We start from the raw sequence: 21,076 nt of genomic DNA on the forward strand, positions 1-21,076 counted from the left end.
CGTAAAGTATAAAATGTTCAATTATTTATGTCAACCTACAACACCGTGAACGATGCTACTCCATCGCCGGATTGCGGACGCATAACGCGGACACCTTGGGTGACGCGGGAGAGAAGCGGGACACTTTTCAAAGGAATGCGGATGATTGTGCCCTTTCTCGAGGTCGCCATGAGGTCGCATTCGGAAATATCATCCTTATGTACCACCTCCGCACCGACAAGCTTGCCAATTTTCGGCGTCACTTTAGCGGTTTTCATACCGCTTCCGCCGCGATGCTGGAGCTTGTAGTGCTTGAGATCCGTGCGCTTCCCAAAGCCACTCCCCGAAAGAATGATGAGTTCGAGATCCTTTCCCTCCGCACGCACCACATTCATGCCGACCACCTTGTCGGACGCGGCGAGTTTGATACCGCGCACGCCGCCGGCATTTCGCCCCATCGGGCGCACATCGCTTTCTTTAAAGCGAATCGCCTGCCCTTCGCTCGTCGTAAAGATGATATGGTCAGAACCGGTCGTTGGCGCCACCCACCCGAGCATATCTCCCTTTTCAAGGTTGATAGTAATAAGCCCGCTTCGACGCACCGTCTCATAGTCTTCAAGCTTCGTTTTCTTGATCGTGCCCTGTTCGGTTGCCATGAAGAGATACTTGTAGTTGTCATCTTTGTTGAAGGCAATAAGCGCGGTAATGCGCTCTTCCGGCGACATTTGAAGGAAATTCACGATCGCCTGCCCCTTCGCTGTGCGCGACGATTCGGGTATTTCATACGCTTTGGTCTGGAACACCTTGCCGGTATCGGTAAAAAACATGAGGTTGTCATGTGTCATAATGCCGAGCACCTTGGCAATCGCATCGCCCTCATTTGTCGTTGCACCGATTACCCCCTTGCCGCCGCGCTTTTGCACGCGATACACATCCGGATTCATGCGCTTCACATAGCCATCTTGGGAAAGAGTGATGATTGCCTCCTCATTCGGAATGAGATCTTCCTGCTTAAACTCGCCGATACCCGAACGAACCACCTTCGTCTTGCGTCCATCACCATACTTCGCCTTAAGGTCAAGCAGCTCACCCTTAACCAGCTTCATCAGCTTCGTCCGACTCCCCAAGAGATCCTCAAGTTCGGCAATAAGCTTTCGCTTCTCGGCAAGCTCGTCTTCGATTTTCTTGCGTTCGAGTCCGGCAAGCGTCTGGAGCCGCATTTCGAGGATTGCATCCGTTTGCCGATCCGAAAGGCGAAAATTCTTCATGAGGCGCGTCTTTGCTGTTTCCTTGTCCGGAGACTTCTTGATAATGGCGATCACCTCGTCTATATGATCCAGCGCCGTTTTAAGCCCCTCGAGGATATGCGCGCGATCTTTCGCTTTCTCAAGCTCAAACCGAGTCCGCCGCGTCACCACGATCTCACGATGCGCAACGAACTGCTCGAGAATCGACTTCAGATTCAGCACCTGCGGCTCGATACCGTTTACCAGTGCCAACATGTTCATGTTGAAATTCTTCTGGAAATCCGTGAGCGAGTAGAGCTTGTTGAGCACCTTCTGCGGAAAGGCCTCTTTTTTCAGTTCAACCACGATGCGCACACCGTCTTTGTCGGATTCGTCGCGAAGATCCTTGATGCCCTGCAACTTTCCATCCTTCACCAATTCGGCGATTTTCTGTATCAGGGTCGATTTGTTGGTCAGATACGTGATTTCGGTCGCCACGATCTGGAACATACCCGCCTTCGTTTCGATAATTTCCGCCTTGGCACGCGTCGTAATTTTCCCGCGACCCGTCGCATAGGCCTCGCGTATATCTTTCGCATTGTAAATAATACCTCCCGTCGGAAAGTCCGGCCCCTTGATAAACTTCAAGAGATCTTCCGTGCTCGCTTCAGGAGTATCAATGAGGTGCGCAATACCGTCGACCAGCTCGGAAAGATTGTGCGGCGGAATATTAGTCGCCATGCCGACGGCAATACCAACCGTGCCATTTGCAAGCAGCTGCGGCAATTTCGCCGGCAACACCACCGGCTCCTTGTGCATACCGTCAAAATTCGGGATGAAGTCCACCGTGTCTTTTTCGATATCAAAGAGCATTTCTTCGGCTATCGGGGAAAGTTTCGCCTCCGTATAACGATACGCCGCCGGAGAGTCTCCGTCCATAGAACCGAAGTTCCCCTGTCCCCACACGAGCGGATAGCGAAGAGAGAAGTCCTGCGCCATACGCACCATGGTGTCGTAAACCGCCGTATCGCCATGCGGATGGTATTTCCCCAGCACTTCTCCGACAACCGTCGCCGATTTGCGAAATTTCGCGCTCGACTTAAGCCCCGTAGACCACATGGAGTAGAGAATGCGGCGATGCACCGGCTTCATTCCATCGCGCACATCGGGGAGTGCGCGCGACACAATCACGCTCATCGCATAATCAAGGTATGATTTCCGCACTTCGTCCGTAATCGGCTGCAGGTGAATATGATCTTCCGGCGTCATCACGCTTTCAACAGCATTTTTCTTCATAAAAAGAAATCAGAATGTATAGCACGCGCGCTCTTTACCCGTACGGATACACCTGTTATTCAATCCATTATTCTTTTCCCGAACCAGCGCCGTCTGCCACAGAAGCAGGCGCTTCCGGCACTGCCGCTGCATTACTGCCACCGGAAAAATCGCCACCGACATCACTCGCATCGCCCTCCGATGAAATCCCGTTTGCCGGCAAAAAATCCGTCGTTTCGGGAGTTGATGGCTTCAGAGATTCACTCGGGAGCTGTTCCGCAGTCTCCTGAAGCGATTTTCCGGTCTTAAGGAGGTCTTCCAGAGAAACCGGCGCTGATTCCTGAATATTTTGAGCACTTTCCCGGAGAGTACCGACAGCATCGCCAACATCATTGTTGAGCAGCGTACCGAAAGATGCTTTCAAGGAAAACGCCCAGAGAGCCGCCACAAACACAAAAGAGATGCCAACCGAAAAAAACAAATACCGCACACGAACCGCTTCCGGTTTCTGCCGCATACGTTCAAATGCCGAAGCGAGAGATCCCATACAATTTGTATATTTGCGAAAATACGACCCCTTCCCAACAAACACCGAAGAAAAGCTCTCAAAACTATCTCCTCAAACACCAGCTACGCCCGCTCAAAGAGCACTACTTCCATATTCTTCCCATCGAGATCTTTTTTCTTGAATGTCAGTTTGGAAACCGTCGACTCCGGACAATTTCCAATCTCCTTGCAAAACACCTGTTCATCTTCACTCTCTGTCTCAAACCCCGGGAAACGGTAGTGCATCGGCACCACGATCGCCGGCTCGATTTTTCGCACCAATTCATCGACATGCTTCACGATCAGCGTATCCTTATTCCCCACCGGGACAAACAAGACGTCGACATGCCCTATCTTTTCCACAATGCCAAGCGGCAGCTCATGCCCCAAGGCGCCCATATGGCAGAGAGTGACATCCTCGCTCTGCAAGACAAATATCGTATTCTTCCCGCGCAGCGCACCGGAGTCCTCATCGCGAAACGAAGGAAATCCAAGTACGGATATTCCTCGAACATCGTACTCGCCCGGACAGTCAAGAAGCAGTGCTTCATCCGATATATCGCGATCTTTTTCACTCACGTGCGTCTTGATCGTCACATCCGCTTGACCCTGCGGCGCACGAAGACCCGAGTCTTTTTCACACGGATCGATCACCACTACCACATCGTCCGTTGCGCGACCACCGGGCTTTGTTGTTATTTTAAAGCAAAAATCTCCGTAGTACTGAATATTCATAGAAAGTTGCCACAAGAAACCTCTGAGAGAAAAATTTCTCAGCGCTCTCCCAGAGTATCACGAGATTTTCTCCTTGTCGAGACGGATTTTTCCATATCTCCTCGACACTGTTGACGAAATGGGAAATATCTTTTAGAGTGGCTAGTACGGATACGAAGCCCCTTACTCGGGTGGTTTTTCTTTCTTGGCATAACGCTACCGATATGGACCAGAAACTCATCGCATTCAATCTCTCCCAGCGACGAACCGACCTCCCTCCCGTTCGAACCGGCGATGTCGTCCGCATCACCCGCAAAATCAAAGAAGGCGGCAAGGAGCGTCTCCAGGTCTTCGAAGGCATGATTATTGCCAAAAAAGGCGGCCAGAGCGCCTCGCCGACCATCACGGTCCGCAAAATCTCTTTTGGTGTCGGCGTGGAAATCATTTTCCCGCTCAATTCCCCGCAAGTGCAAAAAATCGACTTCGTAAAGCGCACCAAAGCCGGCCGTTCAAAGATCTATTACGTCCGCGACAAATCCGCAAAGGTCTTGAGCCGAAAGCTCAAAGAAATTCCCGCGAAAGATATGCTTCCTGAGCAATCCTCAAAGAAAACTCCTGCCAAACCGGAGCCCGCCCAAGAGGAATCCGCGGCAACTGCCAGAGAATCGGCTCCCGCAGCGAAAGAATAGAAAATCAATGACCGGCAAGAATCTCTCCCTCAACAACAAGAAACGTTCGAGATAATCAAAAGAAAACGGGGATATGGTGGAATTGGTATACACACACGTTTGAGGGGCGTGGCCCTTGTGGCATGAGGGTTCGAGTCCCTCTATCCCCACCAGAAGAGAAAAAGCCTGGGAGAAACCCTTGGCTTTTTCTTTATTTCTGCTATTCTTTGTTGCAGAACGGACGATTAGCTCAGTTGGTTAGAGCGCCTCGTTTACACCGAGGAGGCCGCTGGTTCGAGTCCAGCATCGTCCACCAAGCTATTTGATTGATAGGCACTTCTCTGATACAGTGTGAGAGCCAATGAACGCAATAGCGTGCGTTTTTGAGTTTTATATGCCGAGGTAGCTCTCCGCCAGCTGGCGAAGGGAGAGCAAGAGAATTTTGCAGATCATTGATCCAAGATTAAATCAAACATGCCGAGGTAGCTCAGTGGTAGAGCAGAAGACTGAAAATCTTCGTGTCGGGAGTTCGATTCTCCCCCTCGGCACCATTTTTCTCAAGTATACGGAACACTTCCCTGAAAAACTATGAGAGGAAACTTCGATATATCAAGTGTCCCAAAAGACGGATATCTCATATTCCCCCTTTCCATGAGCCGTCTTGCAAACGCCCAATCAGGACAAGGGCTGTATGATTTTTTGGTCTACTTCGAAAGCAAAATTAAATACATCTCTATAGATTGCATCCTTCTTTATACAAACGACCTATACCTCAACAGCAACGAGCAGGCAGTCGCTGTTCGTAGACGTTCTTTACATCAGATGCTCGGACATAAAGGTGAGTTCAAAAACATCCTTCTCAAAGAACGACGATATGTACCACAAGCATTTCACTTTCTACCATGGGATTATGGAACCCTCAACGCCGAAGGCTTTACCGAAGCAAAAAATTTACTTCTTCATATTGCCAAAAACAATGACGATTTCCAAAAATGCCTCCTGAATGACCTTCGAAATCAAGGGCGAGAGGAGTCCGATATAAACATTGGTTTTCTAATAGAAGAAATCGCTGTCACTTGTATGCTCACTAGAGGTGACATACCCCTCCCACATATTCTCGCCACCGAAAACGGCTGGCGACTCATTTGCTACCCTGGCAATCCAATAAGTTCCCTAGTTTACACGTACAAGAACAATTTGTTGCAAGATAAAACCAAACCATCAAAAGATAGCCACTTATTTTCTCGATCGTTTTACAATATGGAGAAGAAGATTTTGATCGACTTTGATACCGCTGAAATTTCACAGTAAGCTAATTCACTAAGCAAATCTCATCAGGGTAGACTTAATAAGTCCACACCACCCAAGGGACCGTAGCTCAGCGGTAGAGCAGGGGACTCATAATCTCTTGGTCGCTGGTTCGAATCCAGCCGGTCCCACAGAGGATTGCAAAGAGGCACTTTTTTCGCTAGTATTCCTCCTAGAACATCATGCTGCGCCGGGAAGTTAGCGCATGAGACGGGTTTGCCCGCCGGAGCAGCAGAACACAAGCGGGTATCGTATAGCGGCTATTATGTAACCTTGCCAAGGTTAAGATACGGGTTCGACTCCCGTTACCCGCTCAGGTAATTAAAATCACCTCAATTGAGGTGATTTTAAGTTTTTCGATTATACTTGTTCTTATGGGTACACCTCAAAAGCCAGGTAAGCAAACTTGGATATCTGAGAAAATCGAAATTCAAAACTCTCCTATTGGCGGCAGAGGTATGTTTGCAGTCGAGAAAATCAACAAAAATGAATCGGTACTGGTATGGGGTGGGGAGTATGTGAAGAGTGAACAAGCACAAAAAGCAAAAAATAAAGAGAAGCTCGTCATGCAGTGGGATGACGAGCTCTACAGTATCGAAGACCGAGGTGATGACCAGGGATATTTCCTTAATCATTCTTGTGATCCGAATGTCTGGATGAGTGATGCTTATACGCTTATTGCCAGACGTGACATCAGAGTTGGAGAAGAGGTAACGGCCGACTATGTCCTGTGGGAAGCTGATGAAAATAAAGTATCAAAATGGGAGTGTTACTGTGGCGCTACAGGGTGCCGTAAGCGGGTAACAGGAAAAGATTGGCAGATACCAGAACTTCAGGCAAAATATCGTGGACATTTTTCACCACTGCTTAATAAGCGGATTTCTGCAATGCATTTCTAACCGCGTGTGCCAGCCAGCTCAGGTTAATTAATTTAAAATAAGCCTCAAAGGGCTGATTTTAAATTACAGTGAAATGGGTTTATTACTAACAAACACATTAAACGTACTATAATGGCTTTTTACAATAAGATAGGACTGCTCGTCCTCAATAAAGAAAGAACTAAATTTCTGGTTTGCGAAAAAGACAAGAATAACGTAACAAACGACTATATAATGCCCGGTGGACAGTTTTTTGAAGATTCCATCGAGGAGTGCTTAAAAAATGAAATCAAAGAGGAGTTAGACTGCGAAATTAACTTCAATACCTTGCAGTTTATTGGTGAGTACATCGATATTGCGGCAGGAGTTCCTACCAAAGAGGTCTCCATACAACTCTACCAGGGTGACTTAATAGGCGATCCAACCCCCTCTTCCGAAATTAAATTTGTACATTGGGTTGGAAAAAATGACGCAAGCAACACACGACTATCTCCAATTGTTAAGAACAAGATAATCCCAGATCTACTGAAAAGATCAATATTAAAGCCAGAGTAAACCCCTTCTCTGCTAGGGGCTTCATTTTTTCTTACACGCAAATCAATGCAAGGATTTGTACATATACACTGTCTGCACAACGACCAATAGCGAAAGGTGAAGAAATAACTGCCGATTATTCCCTTTGGGAGGCAAATGAAGACAAAATATCCGCATGGGAGTGCCACTGTCAATCAAAAAACTGTCGCAAGAGAATAACCGGAAAGGACTGGTATATTCCCAAGCTGCAAACAGAATACCGGAACCATTTCTCTCCGCTTCTCAACAGCAGAATTGCGCATCAAAGCATATGAACAACAAAAATATATTCTTAGCGCCCGGAGCCGGTCAATACGTAAAGAATTATGAGATCGGCGATGGCGCTGATATTTGGCTTGGACAAGAAACCATTCCAATAGACAATCCGCATTGCTTTATTGGACACAGCTTGGGAGTAAATTTCCTCTTGAGCAAGAAAATCAATACCGCTTGCACGCTCATCTGCGTCAATCCTCTTGTAAAGAAGCGCGCGCTTTTCTCGCTCTTCATTCGTTGGATAAAATTCCTTCTCTTTGAAGGTATACCCAAAGAAAAACTCGTGCCTCTCGCCTATTGGCCAAGCAATATCAAGAAGGCTTTGCAATTACTCAAAATAGACACGCTCCACGAACTCCAGAGGTTTCCGAAAGAAAATATCAGCATTATCAGAGGAACGGAAGACAAATACTTTTGCACCACAGATGACGTAGCTGTATTGAAGAATCACGGATTTACCGTATTCGAGGTGCCCGCCGGGCATGATTGGAATGAAAACATCAAGAACACTGTTGCCAGCATTCTCCAAGAACGTGCAATTCACAACGAAAGCACCCCTTCTTCATCCATCCCTTCATCCCAAAGAAGCTGTGATACAATAAAAGAAAGTAAACGTCTCATGCTTATGAACGACCCGGCACCTGAACTCTCCGCAGAACAGCGAAAAGTCTGCCTGATAGACGATGAGGCGGATGTTCGCGAAATGTATACCATTGCCCTCACTGCAGAGGGTTTTGATGTGATTTCCGCAGACAATGGCGATACCGGACTCGCACTTATCCGAGCCGAGCACCCCGATATCATCCTCCTTGATCTGCAAATGCCCGTCTCCGACGGATTCGATGTACTCACATCACTGTCCACTAACAAAGATATTGCCAAAATTCCCGTTATTATCCTCAGCAACACCGACAACGAAGAAGCCTTCAAAAAGGTCGGGACATTCAATACACGGTTTTTTCTCGTAAAAGCCCTCACAACCCCAAAGAAAGTCGCCGGCATCGTACGAGAAGTCTTCATGGAATAGCATTCAGGCACTCCCGTCGAGATATTCCTTCCTCAATCCCCACGATAGTGGGGATTTTCCGTTGAAAGAAACCGGCAAATACAGTATGAAGATACAAGAAATTGCTCAAAATAGAGAAAAATATCAAGCGTCAAACATGCCAACGACTATTGACTATATTCTATAAATATGCTAGTATAGGCAGTCGGGTCCGTTACGGACAAGACACCGGATACAGGGCTAAATTAAGGGAAAAGTTCTTCGAAAACACGGTATCCGGACTAACCAGTAAAGGAACTCTATGCGGTATTTTGGTACCCTTGTCTTCCTTGCGATTCTCTCATTCGGCATAACGAATGGGGCGCAAGCGGCAATCGATACCGATACCAATACGAAAACAACTCCTGAAACCGAAACCATTACCTGGAGCACCATTCTCGAGCAGTCGATTGAAGAGGATATCGAATCAGTCGACCCCCGAGATCATTCGCTCACTTCCTGGAAAACCAAACAGGCACACCTGTGGGACGCCTTGCCGGACGGAAAATTCATCATCAATGCCTCTGCCTATACGGCTGCGGCCGATGAATGCGGAAAGTCCGACGGCATCACCGCATCCGGCGTGAAAGTGCAGGAACACCGCACGCTCGCCTGTCCGCCCGCCTACCCCTTTGGTGCCAAAATCGCTATCGAAGGCTACGGCGTGTACACCTGCGAAGACCGTGGCGGCGCTATCAAAAACAATCACTTCGACATTTACATGGAAACCAAAACACAGGCATTCGCCTTCGGCCGGAAGAATCTGACCGCCGAAGTGGTCCGATAAATATCTCGGACGCAAAAACACTCCTTTTCGGGGGTGTTTTTGTTATTTTCTCGTTGACGCTTCACCGCGTATTTGATAGGCTTTGGACACATGGTCGGATGCCCGAGTGGTTAGGGAGAGGTCTGCAAAACCTTGTACAGGAGTTCGATTCTCCTTCCGACCTCCAAAAGGATACCGGGCGAGTGGCGGAATCGGTAGACGCAGTGGACTTAAAATCCGCGATCCGAAAGGATGTGAGGGTTCGAGTCCCTCCTTGCCCACAGAAATTTAAAGGGCTGAATAGTACCAAGCATTGACAGGACTTGTAGTCAATGCTTGAATTCACCTCGGAATGATGCACCTTGACAATTTGTTTTGGAGGACTAACAAATGTCTACTTTAAACCTGAAGAAAAATGTTCAAATCGTCCACTGGTCGAAAGATCTTTTGTGTGCGAAAATTCCCAATTTGGCATTGGAGACACCAGTACATAGGCAGACTCAAATAGCAATTGAAACAACCTATAGCTATCAAGCTTGTCTATATATCTCTAGTCAACTTACTGAAGCGTTGCTGTGTTTTGTGTTGCATTTTGGTAAACACTGGGATGAGTTGGAACGACACGGAACAAATCTTCGCGAACACTTTCGACGTCAAGGTTTCTCTTGTATAGAGGGAGAGCCTCATCGAGGTCAGATGTCGATCAAAAATTACAACATAACACTCACTAACTGCTATCCGGATTGCATACATGATGCATATTGCATCCGGGAAATGAATCAGCTTAAGCTGTTCAAGTCGGAGATTTGTCAATCCCTTGGTGGCACTCATATCTCTTTCCGTGATATTAAACGTATAAGAGGGTACTAGTGTAGCAGCAAGAGAAAAAATGCTCTGAGACAGGTCCTGGGAAAATCAATCCTACATAGCTTCATTGTACGTTACAAGCCTTGCGAATTGCGAGGCTTTTTAAGTTATCCATCTACTCTTTAAGGTAAGGCAAACCTCACCAGCAAAACTATTTCCCTTCTGTATCATTTTACCTAGTAGTATAATGTTGAGCATGGTCTTGGAGGCTATTTCAAAGGGGTGCTGTGAAAGTTCGAATATATTCCACCGTTTCCTCCAACTCACTTCTCTCAGATATAGCCTCTTCTCGGATACAATCAAGGAAATTCTTTTCTTTGTACCAAGATTTCATTTCCTCCTCGCCAAATTCATGGCAGTTTGGTTTTGTTTTATGGCGTTTCAATGTTTCTTCAAACGAAATATCAAAATAAAAGAAGAAATTTTGCACAGGGTGTTCGGCAAGAATTGATTGAAACATTTCCTGATAACGGTCCCGATTAAATATCCCTTCCATGATAACGTTATATCCTTCTTGCAAAAGGAGAATCGTTACTATTTTGATGAGTTCCGCATTATATCCGCCCTGTAGATCTCTTTCTTTAAGGATAGTGCGTCGAAAATAGTCTTGCTCTACATACGCCATCTTTCTTCCTTGTGCTAACTCGCGATCCTGTATTGTCTTGGCAATCGTACTTTTCCCTGCGCCGGATGGTCCGCGAAGAACGATAAGTGTTGTAGCATTTTTCATACCATCAACTTTCTTTCCCGAGCATTTCCAAAATTTTTGGTATCTTTGCGAAATCTTTCATGAGTGTCTCGCGCATGGAGCCATTGTAGAGCGCGGCGGCAGGGTGATAGAGCGCATAGAAGACATACGTGCCGAGATTGGGCACGTTTCGGCGAAACGCTTTGCCATGCTCAACTGATATGCGCTTCCCCGGCACAAACCGTTCGAGCGCATGCCGCCCGAGAAGAATGATGATTTTCGGATCAATAAGCTCCACCTGCGCGCGAAGCCATGGCCAGCACGCGGTAACTTCTTCGGGAAGTGGATCGCGATTATTCGGCGGGCGATACTTCACGACATTGGTGATATAGATATCGTCGCGCGAAAGCCCGACAGACCCCAACATTTCATTGAGGAATTTCCCGGCAGCGCCCACAAACGGCTCACCGGTTTCATCTTCCTTTTTCCCGGGTGCCTCCCCAATAAAGAGGATATCAGCGTCGGCACTCCCGATACCCGGAACAACGTTCTTCGCCGAGTGTCGCAGCTCGCATAAACACGCTGCCGCCATATCACTATTCAGCTTTGCGAGCGCCGCTTCTTTCTCCTCACGTTTCATGACAATTGTGGATAACTTGTGAAGAAGTGCCAATTCCCATTCCATAACACCTTTTCCCTTCGCTTTTCCGGTTCTCCAAATTCAATCCTCCGTCTTCCTGTTTCTATTTTTTTCATCATGATTATACCACCGCCCAGCCATCCTCCAGACGCGTAATCTTCCCGGGAACCTCAAAACCGCTCGCCAAGCGATGTCCGCCGCCGCCAAATCGGTGCGCGATTTCCGAAACGTCCACGTTATGCTTCTCCAAAGAACGCAGGCTTGCGCGAACCGTCTCATCATCTCGTTCTGAAAGCACCATAGCAAATTTTGCTTCCGGAACCGTACTCAATATAGATGTCACATGGTAAATATCTTCGATAGAGGCTTCACATTCTTCGACATCGCGTTTTGTCACTGCTGTCACCAACATGCCATTCTTCTCATTGAGAATAGAGCGCTCAAATGCCTTCCCCCACAATCGAAGCGCCGGAATACTTTTATTGGTAAAGAGCGCATCCACAATTCGATCAAGCGACGCTCCCTTCTTCATCAGAATTCCCGCTATATCCATAACGCGCGGCGTTGTGCAAATATGCTGAAAATTTCCCGTATCGAATATGATGCCCGTCAAAAGTGCGGTCGCTATTTTCTTATTGAATTCCGCACCGATTTTCTCAAAGTACGTGTACATCAACTCACAGGTAGATGAGTAGCTGGCATCAACCAGCTCCAAATCACTTGAAACCGCGACATCCGGATGGTGATCCAGAGTCACCGTAACTTGTCGACGTGCCACCCGAGGAAGCACGCGGTCAAACCCACGGTCAACAGAGTCACACGCAATAATAGCTCCGTAGCGCGATAAATCCAGCTGATCCGGATGAAGAAATGTCTCCGACGTCTCCGAAAGCAATTCGGCAAGTTGCAGCGGAAAAGGATCGAAACAGGCAATAGAGACTTCCTTCCCCTGACACCGGAGAAATTCTGCAAGTGCTACGGTTGCCCCAACTGTATCCGCATCCGGACGAGTATGCGCAAACAGCAGAAACGAGGGCGATTTCTTTATGACGTAGGAAAGCGTCCGGAATTCCGAAGAAAAGGCGTTCATAGCGAATCAGGCTCACCCTGTTCTTTCTTGAGAGCGAATAGCACCTCCTCAACCGCTTGCGCGTTCCGTTCAGTTACGTCCAATTCAAAGGAAATCCGAGGTAACGGATGCATATGCAAACGCTGATTGAGCATTCCCTGAATTTTATACAGTCCCCGTTCAAGCGATTTCAACGCGTATTCCGCTTCGTTCTCCGGAAATACACTCACAGAAATCCTTGCCTCTTTCAAATTTGGCACGACGCTGACTTTGGCAATTGTCACAAAAACGCCGGATTTTAGAGAAATTTCCGTAGGAAGAATATTCCCCAATTCCTCGCGAAGAAGCTCATTAACTTTCTCTATTCTGAGAGATGACATAGACCGAGCCAAAAACCAAAGAATTGCAGTATATCAATCCATCAAAAATATATCAAGCAGGTGAAACCGATTCGTTGCAGAGCCAGTATGCAATCGCATGTCGGCAGATAAGAATGCCTTGTGAGTGCCCCCAGTATGAATCGAACATACATCGCTCCCTTAGGACGGGACCGTTCTATCCGTTGAACTATAGGGGCCGAAGATTCAATACAAAAAGAGCCTGTGAAACATTGTTTCACGCCATGCACAGTGGACCGTAGGAGACTCGAACTCCTCACCTCCTCCATGCCATGGAGGCGCTCTACCAGATGAGCTAACGGCCCAACAAGCAAACACTTTTGTGGAGATACCCACATCTTTTCCACAAAGAGCGTTCTACACAATAAGATGAGAGTATCGTACCATGTTTTAGCCCTCAGTCAAACAAATCAAACACTCTCTTTCGCAACATTTCGAAAGCACCCCATTCATTACAGAAAAGAACAAGCGAATTAAGCGCCATCCCTCTGAAAAAAACAGCTACTTAGGATGGTAGAAATCCGTCTTAATACACTCCTCCGCGCAAACATCTGTTTCAATAGTTCCACATGGAACATATTAGAGCTCTTCGACATTCAGAATCTCCACACAAAGAAGTTTCATGTGCAACAAAGCTTTATCAAAAGAATAATATCCATTCCAAAAAATTCCTTGTTTTCCACGCCATGTACCGGTGTGCCCTCAGCAATGCTACATTAATTACCAGCAAGATCTACTCGTACTTTTTATAAACACACCCAACAGAATATACAAAACGTTCCACAAGGAACATGAGCCACCTCGTACAGACATAGGTAGACTGATTCACGTGAAACATTTTGGCAAGCATACATTACATACTGTCATTGTTCCACAAGGAATAAGTAAATACCCCCTATTACACCTAGTGAAGAAATATATCTCAGAGAATCCAACAAAAAATACAAAGTTTTTATTATAGACATCTTTAAAGTTCCGATTCATCTTTCCGTCCAAGAATTCCATAATACCACCACAAAATTGTTCCACGTGAAAAATAATATGCCATGAGAAACATCGAGAAAATAAAACTACTCAATAAGTTCCACATGGAATACTGTCCGCAGTCGACATGCTTACCAACATTACTTATACAGATACATTTGGACTGGTTCGTTATGCAAGAACAATTATTGTTCCACGTGGAAATCAAAAATCGGGATACCACTAAGAGACATGAAAAAGCATGTTCCATGTGAATCAGACAAGCGAGATAAGAAAACAAATACCAACTGAGACAAGCCGCGACTCGAATGCAATGCCGCTTAATAACTAAAAATTTCGCTGACAAGAGTTCTGCTAATTATCAATATGATTCAGTGACAATAAAAACGTTGCACGTGAAACGCTGTGTATAGTTAAACAACAGGTCTGACAAAATGCTTGTTCCACATGGAGCAATCCGGTTGCTCGAAAACGGAAATTAGACAAAAATACCTACACTTGTATGCATACAAAAACAGCCTACCGGACAACAGTATCTATACAAAAAAACACCCCCCGGGAGAATAATCCAAAAAAAAAAAAAAAAAACCAAAGGATATATACTAATAATCGTGGTCAGATATGTTCCACAAGGAACTTGTAATTCAGATACCTGAATATACTGCTCCACATGAAACAATAACGAAGATCATCACGAAACAGACAGCAAACAAAATATCGAAAAATTCCTACAAAAAATTCACCTAAAGGGAGTTACAATAGCAACAAGCAGCTCAATATAATGACTTCACCAAAATCAATACAAAAGAAATAGTTGTTCCACATGAAACAACGGGGAATATAACCAATACAGCCACTTAAAACCCAGAGATATACAGGGCGTGGAATTGCTTTCATAACACAGCGAAAGAACAGAAGAATACAGTCAATGATCTACATACTTTCTGCATTGCTCAAGAAAGATAATTTCAGCGCACTGTATATACAATATACATACGCAGTGGAACTTACAAAAAGCAATTATTAAGGCGATCTTAACGTGAGGAGCGTTAATCTCAGATAATTCCATGTGAAACAAAATGAAAAATGTTCCACGCGCAACAATAACACCCGCTCAAAAAGCTTTATTTCAAGATCTATCGAGCAATCTCGTGGCAACAAAGCAGAGCAATAGAGTGCCCATGTATGGCGATTCAGAGACTACGCCACATGAATACACCAATAAAGAAATCTTTGATTTTAATACTCCCGCTATACTCGCAAGTATATAAAATGTTCCACGTGAAACTATTCGCGTGATTCTCAGAGAAATACGTGAAACATGCGAACAGAAAAACCGCGAGATCATTGTCATCACCGGTCCAATTTAAATCCAACAATATCAACTCTTTGAAGAGAGATGGTTTGCCTTCAAAGGCTTGTAGCTGCTTTATCAATGCGGAAGAAGTCCTTTATCCAGACATTACACTGAGAGAATGCGATAGGAACAATATTTTCACTCACTACCATAGCAGTCACCAAAAAAACACATCGGCAGTGAAAATTACACATAGTAAACTAAGAAAAGACACAAAAAAATCCTTCAGACAAACGCCCGCCACAAATTACAGCGAATCTCTGCAATCCGCGACACTCACCATTAAATCATTCCAAAAATTTCTTCATCTATATTTGACACGTCAGGGAAAAGTTTTTTTTGAATAAAGTGTGGTATACTGCACAGTGATATTCTACTTCGATATCATATGTCGAGATTTCTTTCCTTTTTGATACCAGCGGAAAGGCTTCGCCTGCCTGTTTTTGTGTTTTTCATACTTGTTTTTTCCAGTTTCAGTTTCTTCTCTTTCGCTTCCGATAATTTTTCCGGAAACAGTATCTTTCAAGATAGCGACCAAGACGGGCTCACAAATGACGAGGAACAACTCTATGAAACAGACCCACAAAAAGCGGATACTGATGGAGACGGCTACAGTGATGGAGCGGAAGTGCGCAGCGGATACGATCCGCTCAAGCCATCACCGGGCGACAAGATATTTACCGTGAAGGATGCGGCGACAATTGGAAATGCACCCTCAATAAAAGAAACTCTCGCTGCTTCAACAACAAAAACAGAAGCCGGTGTCGGAGGTTCCGATGAAGATAACCTCACCACGCAAGTCTCGCAGCAGATCGCCAACATCCTCAAAAGTTCCTCCGATGATACCTCGGATACATCTATTTCTGTCCAAGATATGCAGGCAAGCCTGCAAGAACTCCTCGATAAAAACGGGGCAGACACAGTACAGCTTCCGGAAATCGACGAGTCGACCATCAAAGTACTAAAACAAAATTACGACGATCTTTCCGATGAGGAGCAAAAAGCAAAAATAAAACAAGATACACTCGAATATATCACCAAAATATCATACATACTCGCAAGCAACTCTCCGGAAATCATTACAACGCCGGAAGACATAGAAAGTATCGCGACCACAATAATGACCAGCACCATGACATCGATAGAGAGCGGCGATGCAACATATTTGAAAGACCTGAGCACAAAAGGAGAGAAAGCTCTCGAAGAACTTCAGGAGGTGAAAGTTCCGGAGAATATGCTTGAATCACACAAGAAAGCGCTGCAGCTCTTCCAGTACGCTTCATCACTTCCAGATGAACTCACTTCGTTCGAGACAGATCCGCTAGCAAATGTTGTCGTACTTTCAAAGATACAGGGGTTGCTTGGCTCTCTTTCAAGTTTTGTCAGCGATGTAGATACCACATTGAAAGACCTCGGCATCGAGGAAATTCCTGTAAATCTCTAGAGTTCATCTCAAAAATAATTTTGGAGCCGAAAAAATCGACATTCGAGTCATGAATGATTTTTGAGATGAACTCCAGATATCTTTCGAGAATAGAAGTGGGTTTAGTGTGACCGTGATTCGTTTCGTGTGAACAAAATAAAAAACAACTTCTCTTTCCCCCATTACCTCAAACGAGGAGGCTTTGTTGTGGCCACACTCTCTCTAAGCGTGTTCTTTGCTGTGCCAGCCCGTGCCGGATACTGGGGAGAGCCGACAGCAGCAAATATGATGCTCTTCAATCTCGATCAAATTGCCGAAAAAATAAAAGGCGTCACCTTAAGCGTTGTGAAAAATGCCGCCATACGAACCGTCAATCAACAGGTATTGCGACTCGTCAACGGAACCGGGGGACAGGGATCTCTCATTATCTCCGACTGGAAACAATTCATCTACACTGAGTCATCAAAGAAAGCCAGTGACGTAGTGCTCAACGATTTCTTTCCGAAGATGTTTAGCGGGAAAGGATCGGGAGGAAATTACGTCGCCTCTTCCGAGGGAGTAAATACGTTGAAAAGTGTTTCATCCCAAATAAACACTATAAAGAACTATCCCGAGTATCTTTCAACTATCGGGAAGAATACCCTGAAAAGCCTCGAGACCGATGTGACGAAGTACACTCTAGACCAAGTCTGTCCGGATCCATCGGGCTCACTTGCCAAAGGGGACTACCGTTGTTTTTCGGAAATCATGAAGCCGCAGAACAATCCTCGAGGCATACCGCTTATTACCGAACAAAAATACGCTCAAGAAAACGAAAAAAATCAAGCCATTGCAAAGACGCAAGCCGGAATAACCGGCTACAAGCCGCAAACAAATGCCAAGGGACTCGTTGTTACACCGCCGCAAACTATTTCGGACATTGTTTCCGCAGTTCAAACGCTCCCGGCAAAAGCGCTCGCCATCGCTCAAAATCCCTCTGAACTCGTAACGGGCGTCATTCAAGCCTATGTAAACTCGCTCATTCAGCAAACGCTCAGCAAGGTAGGGCTCGGACCAGTCGGCGCAAGCTTCGCGCAAAACCTTGGAAGCGAACTCTCTCAAGAGTCAAACGCGCTAATTTCTGAAAACGTCGGAGCACTCTTCAATACCGACGGGTCCGGCACCGACATCGTGGGGCCAAATGATGCCGGTCAACAAACAATGAGCTCGCCAACAACGGCATCGGCCGATGATTACTGCGGGACAAACTGCCGCGTAATTAACTAGAGAGACGATTTTTATTCAAAAGGAAAAATAAACACTTCTCACATTCGGGAAGTGTTTATTTCTTGTGGGTGGGTCTGTCCAGACTCGAACTGGAGACCTCTACAATGTCAATGTAGCGCTCTAACCAACTGAGCTACAGACCCGTATCAACTCCCGCTATGCCTCATCAAGACTCACGGCACTTTCCTGTTGTAGCACGGTTTCTGTTTTTTGCAAAACACTACGCTCAGGATCTCTTGGCAGCGCAATCATACGGAAAAAGGATGTCCATGAAGCCCACTTCCATGCTTCGATCATTGAGAGAACTCCGAGTACGCATACCCATTCGAAAAGCGTTCCGGAGACGCCACTTAAAAAGGAGAGTGTCTTTCCAAAAATACTCTGCGTAAACAGAAATATATCAGAGACTACAAAGAGCGCCGCTAATTCCAAAAGGAGCAGGACAATACTCAAGAGAATCGTCTCCTTGATGTGCAAACGAAACAATCTTGTTGCATTCTCCAAAGCTGATCGGAGAGAAATCTTCGAAAGGGAAAGGTAGAGCGCGGCATATTGACGGAGAAAGAAGAGTACCAGCGAAATGGACAGCAGAAGTCCGAGTGCTGAGTAGGACAATCCACGAGAAAGACTTTCAAGCCCGCGAACAGCAGCCAAATCCGACGGAATAGAGAGGATACTCCCCACAGCAATCACAAGAGCCATGAGGAGCATTTCCAGAGCGACAACATATCTCATTCTCTGCTTCACAGATATCCAAGCACTGGAAAAAGAAAGCCCATCGCCGTTTTCATGTCGACTCATAAGAGATACGAGCGCGACAATACCTGACGAACCCGCCAGAAAAATACCCGAGATAATAACAAGGAGAATAAGTGCCTCCTGAAAAGATACGGATTCAGAGTTTCGAGAAAAAGTGTCGAAAGCACTAAACCCCGTACCATCAAACAGGGAGAGCTGCAAAATCCCTTTCGGCACAGCAATCGCCGCTCCCCAAAGCAAAAAGAGCGGATCTGAGAATACGGCCCGAAAGCCACTTTTCAGTGGAATACGAATATCGATGCGAGTATTCATAGCACCTTGTCAGCAAAAACCAAGGGAAAATAGGTAAACAGAGATATCGCAGAAACCTCTCTTTCAAACGAAAAAGCGATGCATTGCACGCACGAAAGATAAAAGCACTCGATCATTCTTCCTTCCGGATTTTTTCATTTGACGCATCTTTCTCAGAAGTCGGTATTTCTTTCCCTTGAACAATAGCGGCAAATTCATCCCTCTCAAGCGTTTCTTTCTCAAGCAATGTCTTTGCAATACGATTCAAAGTATCGCGTTTTTCATTCAAGATAGCTGTTGCCTGCGAAAACGCATCATTGACCAGCCGAGAAACTTCAGCATCGATCGCTTCAGCGGTCTTTTCGGAATAATTCCGCTCTTCATGCATCTCACGACCCAAAAAGACAAGCTCGTCCTTTTTGCCAAACGTGCGAGGTCCGAGCGTACTCATGCCAAATCGCGTCACAATATTTCGAGCCATCTGCGTCGCGCGCTCAAGATCATTCGACGGACCCGTTGTCACATCGCCAAAGACCAGCTTCTCACTGGCATAGCCGCCAAGAAATGTGGCGAGCTCGTCTCGGAAATGGTGGAATGACTGCAGGGTCTTATCTTCGACCGGAACCGCAAGCGTGTATCCGCCAGCATGTCCGCGCGAAATAATGGACACTTTCTGCACGGGATCAGCATGAGGAAGACTCGCCGCCACCAGAGCATGACCGCCTTCATGGTAGGCAACGATTTCCTTTTCTTTGGGATTGATCGCTCGACTTCGGCGCTCAGGCCCCAAAATCACCTTCTCGATCGACTCGGCAAGTTCCGTAGCACCGATTTCCTTTTTATCACGGCGCGCCGAGAGTATAGCCGCCTCATTCACCAGATTCGAAAGATCAGCACCGGAAAAGCCCGGAGTGCGCTCCGCAATGGTACGCAGACGAACTTTTTCTTCAAGCGGTTTGTTCTTCACATGGATTTTCAATATCGCTTCGCGCTCATTGATATCCGGAAGGTCCATCATGACCCGTCGATCGAATCGTCCCGGACGAAGAAGCGCCGGATCGAGCACATCCGGACGATTGGTAGAAGCAATCACGATAACATTCGTCTCCGTCTCAAAGCCGTCCATCTCAACGAGAATTTGATTGAGCGTTTGTTCGCGTTCGTCGTGTCCGCCGCCCAAACCGGCGCCCCGGTGACGCCCAACCGCGTCTATTTCATCGATAAAGACGATAGCTGGCGCATTCTTCTTGGCTTGCTTAAAGAGATCGCGCACACGGCTCGCACCCACACCGACAAACATTTCCACAAATTCCGAACCGCTAATATTGAAGAAAGGTACCTGCGCCTCACCGGCAACCGCTTTTGCCATAAGCGTCTTCCCGGTTCCGGGAGAACCAAGCAGAAGCACTCCCTTGGGAATACGCGCACCAATCGTGAGGAATTTCTTGGGATGTTTGAGAAATTCAACGACCTCCTGAAGCTCATTTTTCGCTTCAAGAGCGCCGGCAACATCGGCAAAAGTAATGCGTTTTTTCTTATTCTTTGGATCGAGCATGCGCGCCCGACTCATGCCGAACGAAAGTGCCTGAGCATTTCCCCGCTGCGCCTGCTTCATCATAAACCAGATAAAGCCGGCTATGAGAATGAACGGCAAAAGAAAAGGAAGAATAGCACCAAGCCAAAGCGCGGCGCCCGAGTCCTCCTTGACGGTTATTTTTACGTCTTTCAGCTTATTGGTATCAACGCCATAATTGCGAAGCGTTTCCGTAAGCGCTCCCTCGGTTTCTTTGGTCGCCTTCTGTTTATTGCCGTCTTTGAGCTCTATAGCCAGGGAATTGCCACTCACCTCGACTGAAGACACTTTGGCATCGTTTATCTCGGACACCAATTCATTGAGCGATACATCTGTGGGGCGCCCTTTCGGAGACTGGTAGAGAATAATAATGCCGGAAACCAACAAGAAAATGATAACGACGGCACCAATGTTTTTGAAAAGCTTGTTCATGAAAGTACGTTGCGCGAATTATATACTCAATAAGTACCTCGCTCAGGAGAAAACGTTTCGAAAAAGACTCGCGAA

At 46.3% G+C, this 21,076-nt stretch carries 17 protein-coding genes and 10 tRNA genes; 15 read left to right on the forward strand and 12 right to left on the reverse strand.

Annotation, left to right across the window (positions count from 1 at the left end):
* Positions 1 to 35 precede the first annotated feature (35 nt).
* The 3 genes from gyrA to IPK84_02760 all read right to left on the reverse strand — a co-directional run bounded on the left by gyrA (position 36) and on the right by IPK84_02760 (position 3,761).
* Positions 36 to 2,501 (reverse strand): DNA gyrase subunit A, encoded by a 2,466-nt coding sequence (gene gyrA / locus IPK84_02750; GenBank protein ID QQS15273.1) that lies wholly within the window; start codon positions 2,499 to 2,501, stop codon positions 36 to 38.
* 67 nt (positions 2,502 to 2,568) lie between these two features.
* The gene (locus tag IPK84_02755) at positions 2,569 to 3,027 is read right to left on the reverse strand and encodes a hypothetical protein (GenBank protein QQS15274.1); all 459 of its coding nucleotides are present in this window, start codon (positions 3,025 to 3,027) and stop codon (positions 2,569 to 2,571) included.
* Positions 3,028 to 3,110: 83 nt separating this feature from the next.
* Positions 3,111 to 3,761: an MBL fold metallo-hydrolase gene (locus tag IPK84_02760; GenBank protein ID QQS15275.1), complete on the reverse strand. Its 651-nt coding sequence runs from the start codon at positions 3,759 to 3,761 to the stop codon at positions 3,111 to 3,113.
* 203 nt (positions 3,762 to 3,964) lie between these two features.
* Between IPK84_02760 and rplS the strand changes: the two genes are divergently transcribed.
* From rplS to IPK84_02825, 13 genes are all read left to right on the forward strand, one after another.
* Positions 3,965 to 4,429, forward strand: coding sequence for a 50S ribosomal protein L19 (gene rplS / locus IPK84_02765; GenBank protein ID QQS15276.1), 465 nt, complete (start codon positions 3,965 to 3,967; stop codon positions 4,427 to 4,429).
* Between the two features lie 67 nt (positions 4,430 to 4,496).
* Positions 4,497 to 4,581: transfer RNA gene (locus IPK84_02770), tRNA-Leu, on the forward strand.
* Positions 4,582 to 4,647: 66 nt separating this feature from the next.
* A tRNA-Val gene (locus IPK84_02775) sits at positions 4,648 to 4,724 on the forward strand.
* A gap of 160 nt (positions 4,725 to 4,884) precedes the next feature.
* Positions 4,885 to 4,959, forward strand: a tRNA-Phe gene (locus IPK84_02780).
* A gap of 37 nt (positions 4,960 to 4,996) precedes the next feature.
* The gene (locus IPK84_02785) at positions 4,997 to 5,719 is read left to right on the forward strand and encodes a hypothetical protein (GenBank protein ID QQS15277.1); all 723 of its coding nucleotides are present in this window, start codon (positions 4,997 to 4,999) and stop codon (positions 5,717 to 5,719) included.
* A gap of 56 nt (positions 5,720 to 5,775) precedes the next feature.
* Positions 5,776 to 5,847: transfer RNA gene (locus IPK84_02790), tRNA-Ile, on the forward strand.
* A 111-nt stretch (positions 5,848 to 5,958) separates the two neighbouring features.
* Positions 5,959 to 6,030, forward strand: a tRNA-Gly gene (locus tag IPK84_02795).
* 60 nt (positions 6,031 to 6,090) lie between these two features.
* Complete coding sequence (locus tag IPK84_02800) at positions 6,091 to 6,615, forward strand: SET domain-containing protein-lysine N-methyltransferase (GenBank protein QQS15278.1); 525 nt, start codon at positions 6,091 to 6,093, stop codon at positions 6,613 to 6,615.
* Positions 6,616 to 6,726: 111 nt separating this feature from the next.
* Positions 6,727 to 7,149: an NUDIX domain-containing protein gene (locus IPK84_02805; GenBank protein QQS15279.1), complete on the forward strand. Its 423-nt coding sequence runs from the start codon at positions 6,727 to 6,729 to the stop codon at positions 7,147 to 7,149.
* A 289-nt stretch (positions 7,150 to 7,438) separates the two neighbouring features.
* On the forward strand, positions 7,439 to 8,470 hold the full coding sequence (locus IPK84_02810; protein ID QQS15280.1) for a response regulator: 1,032 nt from the start codon (positions 7,439 to 7,441) through the stop codon (positions 8,468 to 8,470).
* Between the two features lie 280 nt (positions 8,471 to 8,750).
* Positions 8,751 to 9,275 carry a 3D domain-containing protein gene (locus tag IPK84_02815; protein ID QQS15281.1) on the forward strand — a complete coding sequence of 175 codons (525 nt, stop codon included), beginning with the start codon at positions 8,751 to 8,753 and terminating at the stop codon, positions 9,273 to 9,275.
* Between the two features lie 92 nt (positions 9,276 to 9,367).
* Positions 9,368 to 9,441 (forward strand) — tRNA-Cys (locus IPK84_02820).
* A gap of 10 nt (positions 9,442 to 9,451) precedes the next feature.
* A tRNA-Leu gene (locus IPK84_02825) sits at positions 9,452 to 9,535 on the forward strand.
* Positions 9,536 to 10,335: 800 nt separating this feature from the next.
* On the opposite strand, the gene IPK84_02830 is transcribed toward IPK84_02825, so the two are convergent.
* The 6 genes from IPK84_02830 to IPK84_02855 form a co-directional block, all read right to left on the reverse strand.
* Positions 10,336 to 10,851, reverse strand: coding sequence for a kinase (locus tag IPK84_02830; GenBank protein QQS15282.1), 516 nt, complete (start codon positions 10,849 to 10,851; stop codon positions 10,336 to 10,338).
* A 4-nt stretch (positions 10,852 to 10,855) separates the two neighbouring features.
* The gene (locus IPK84_02835; GenBank protein ID QQS16255.1) at positions 10,856 to 11,449 is read right to left on the reverse strand and encodes a uracil-DNA glycosylase; all 594 of its coding nucleotides are present in this window, start codon (positions 11,447 to 11,449) and stop codon (positions 10,856 to 10,858) included.
* A 121-nt stretch (positions 11,450 to 11,570) separates the two neighbouring features.
* A complete protein-coding gene (locus tag IPK84_02840) occupies positions 11,571 to 12,539 on the reverse strand; it encodes a bifunctional oligoribonuclease/PAP phosphatase NrnA (protein ID QQS15283.1) in 969 nt (322 codons plus the stop codon).
* On the reverse strand, positions 12,536 to 12,898 hold the full coding sequence (locus tag IPK84_02845; protein QQS15284.1) for a ribosome-binding factor A: 363 nt from the start codon (positions 12,896 to 12,898) through the stop codon (positions 12,536 to 12,538). Before IPK84_02845 ends, IPK84_02840 begins: the two co-directional genes overlap by 4 nt.
* Positions 12,899 to 13,023: 125 nt before the next feature.
* Positions 13,024 to 13,095 (reverse strand) — tRNA-Arg (locus IPK84_02850).
* A 53-nt stretch (positions 13,096 to 13,148) separates the two neighbouring features.
* Positions 13,149 to 13,221, reverse strand: a tRNA-Ala gene (locus IPK84_02855).
* A 2,424-nt stretch (positions 13,222 to 15,645) separates the two neighbouring features.
* Here IPK84_02855 and IPK84_02860 point away from each other — a divergent pair.
* Both IPK84_02860 and IPK84_02865 read left to right on the forward strand, forming a co-directional pair.
* Positions 15,646 to 16,701, forward strand: a complete 1,056-nt coding sequence (locus IPK84_02860; protein QQS15285.1) for a hypothetical protein — start codon at positions 15,646 to 15,648, stop codon at positions 16,699 to 16,701.
* A 126-nt stretch (positions 16,702 to 16,827) separates the two neighbouring features.
* Complete coding sequence (locus IPK84_02865; GenBank protein QQS15286.1) at positions 16,828 to 17,946, forward strand: hypothetical protein; 1,119 nt, start codon at positions 16,828 to 16,830, stop codon at positions 17,944 to 17,946.
* Positions 17,947 to 18,015: 69 nt separating this feature from the next.
* On the opposite strand, the gene IPK84_02870 is transcribed toward IPK84_02865, so the two are convergent.
* From IPK84_02870 to ftsH, 3 genes are all read right to left on the reverse strand, one after another.
* Positions 18,016 to 18,089, reverse strand: a tRNA-Val gene (locus IPK84_02870).
* Between the two features lie 13 nt (positions 18,090 to 18,102).
* The gene (locus tag IPK84_02875) at positions 18,103 to 19,017 is read right to left on the reverse strand and encodes a hypothetical protein (GenBank protein ID QQS15287.1); all 915 of its coding nucleotides are present in this window, start codon (positions 19,015 to 19,017) and stop codon (positions 18,103 to 18,105) included.
* 112 nt (positions 19,018 to 19,129) lie between these two features.
* Positions 19,130 to 21,001: an ATP-dependent zinc metalloprotease FtsH gene (gene ftsH / locus IPK84_02880; protein QQS15288.1), complete on the reverse strand. Its 1,872-nt coding sequence runs from the start codon at positions 20,999 to 21,001 to the stop codon at positions 19,130 to 19,132.
* Positions 21,002 to 21,076 lie beyond the last annotated feature (75 nt).

The sequence above is a fragment of the Candidatus Moraniibacteriota bacterium genome, assembly GCA_016699875.1.
GTDB lineage: Bacteria > Patescibacteriota > Minisyncoccia > Moranbacterales > UBA1568.

What these genes read in the sequence shown, in the direction of transcription:
- gyrA (QQS15273.1), bottom strand. Translation starts at nt 2,501, where the DNA reads ATGAAGAAAAATGCTGTTGAAAGCGTGATGACGCCGGAAGATCATATT.
- IPK84_02755 (QQS15274.1), bottom strand. Translation starts at nt 3,027, where the DNA reads ATGGGATCTCTCGCTTCGGCATTTGAACGTATGCGGCAGAAACCGGAA.
- IPK84_02760 (QQS15275.1), bottom strand. Translation starts at nt 3,761, where the DNA reads ATGAATATTCAGTACTACGGAGATTTTTGCTTTAAAATAACAACAAAG.
- rplS (QQS15276.1), top strand. Translation starts at nt 3,965, where the DNA reads ATGGACCAGAAACTCATCGCATTCAATCTCTCCCAGCGACGAACCGAC.
- IPK84_02785 (QQS15277.1), top strand. Translation starts at nt 4,997, where the DNA reads ATGAGAGGAAACTTCGATATATCAAGTGTCCCAAAAGACGGATATCTC.
- IPK84_02800 (QQS15278.1), top strand. Translation starts at nt 6,091, where the DNA reads ATGGGTACACCTCAAAAGCCAGGTAAGCAAACTTGGATATCTGAGAAA.
- IPK84_02805 (QQS15279.1), top strand. Translation starts at nt 6,727, where the DNA reads ATGGCTTTTTACAATAAGATAGGACTGCTCGTCCTCAATAAAGAAAGA.
- IPK84_02810 (QQS15280.1), top strand. Translation starts at nt 7,439, where the DNA reads ATGAACAACAAAAATATATTCTTAGCGCCCGGAGCCGGTCAATACGTA.
- IPK84_02815 (QQS15281.1), top strand. Translation starts at nt 8,751, where the DNA reads ATGCGGTATTTTGGTACCCTTGTCTTCCTTGCGATTCTCTCATTCGGC.
- IPK84_02830 (QQS15282.1), bottom strand. Translation starts at nt 10,851, where the DNA reads ATGAAAAATGCTACAACACTTATCGTTCTTCGCGGACCATCCGGCGCA.
- IPK84_02835 (QQS16255.1), bottom strand. Translation starts at nt 11,449, where the DNA reads ATGAAACGTGAGGAGAAAGAAGCGGCGCTCGCAAAGCTGAATAGTGAT.
- IPK84_02840 (QQS15283.1), bottom strand. Translation starts at nt 12,539, where the DNA reads ATGAACGCCTTTTCTTCGGAATTCCGGACGCTTTCCTACGTCATAAAG.
- IPK84_02845 (QQS15284.1), bottom strand. Translation starts at nt 12,898, where the DNA reads ATGTCATCTCTCAGAATAGAGAAAGTTAATGAGCTTCTTCGCGAGGAA.
- IPK84_02860 (QQS15285.1), top strand. Translation starts at nt 15,646, where the DNA reads ATGTCGAGATTTCTTTCCTTTTTGATACCAGCGGAAAGGCTTCGCCTG.
- IPK84_02875 (QQS15287.1), bottom strand. Translation starts at nt 19,017, where the DNA reads ATGAATACTCGCATCGATATTCGTATTCCACTGAAAAGTGGCTTTCGG.
- ftsH (QQS15288.1), bottom strand. Translation starts at nt 21,001, where the DNA reads ATGAACAAGCTTTTCAAAAACATTGGTGCCGTCGTTATCATTTTCTTG.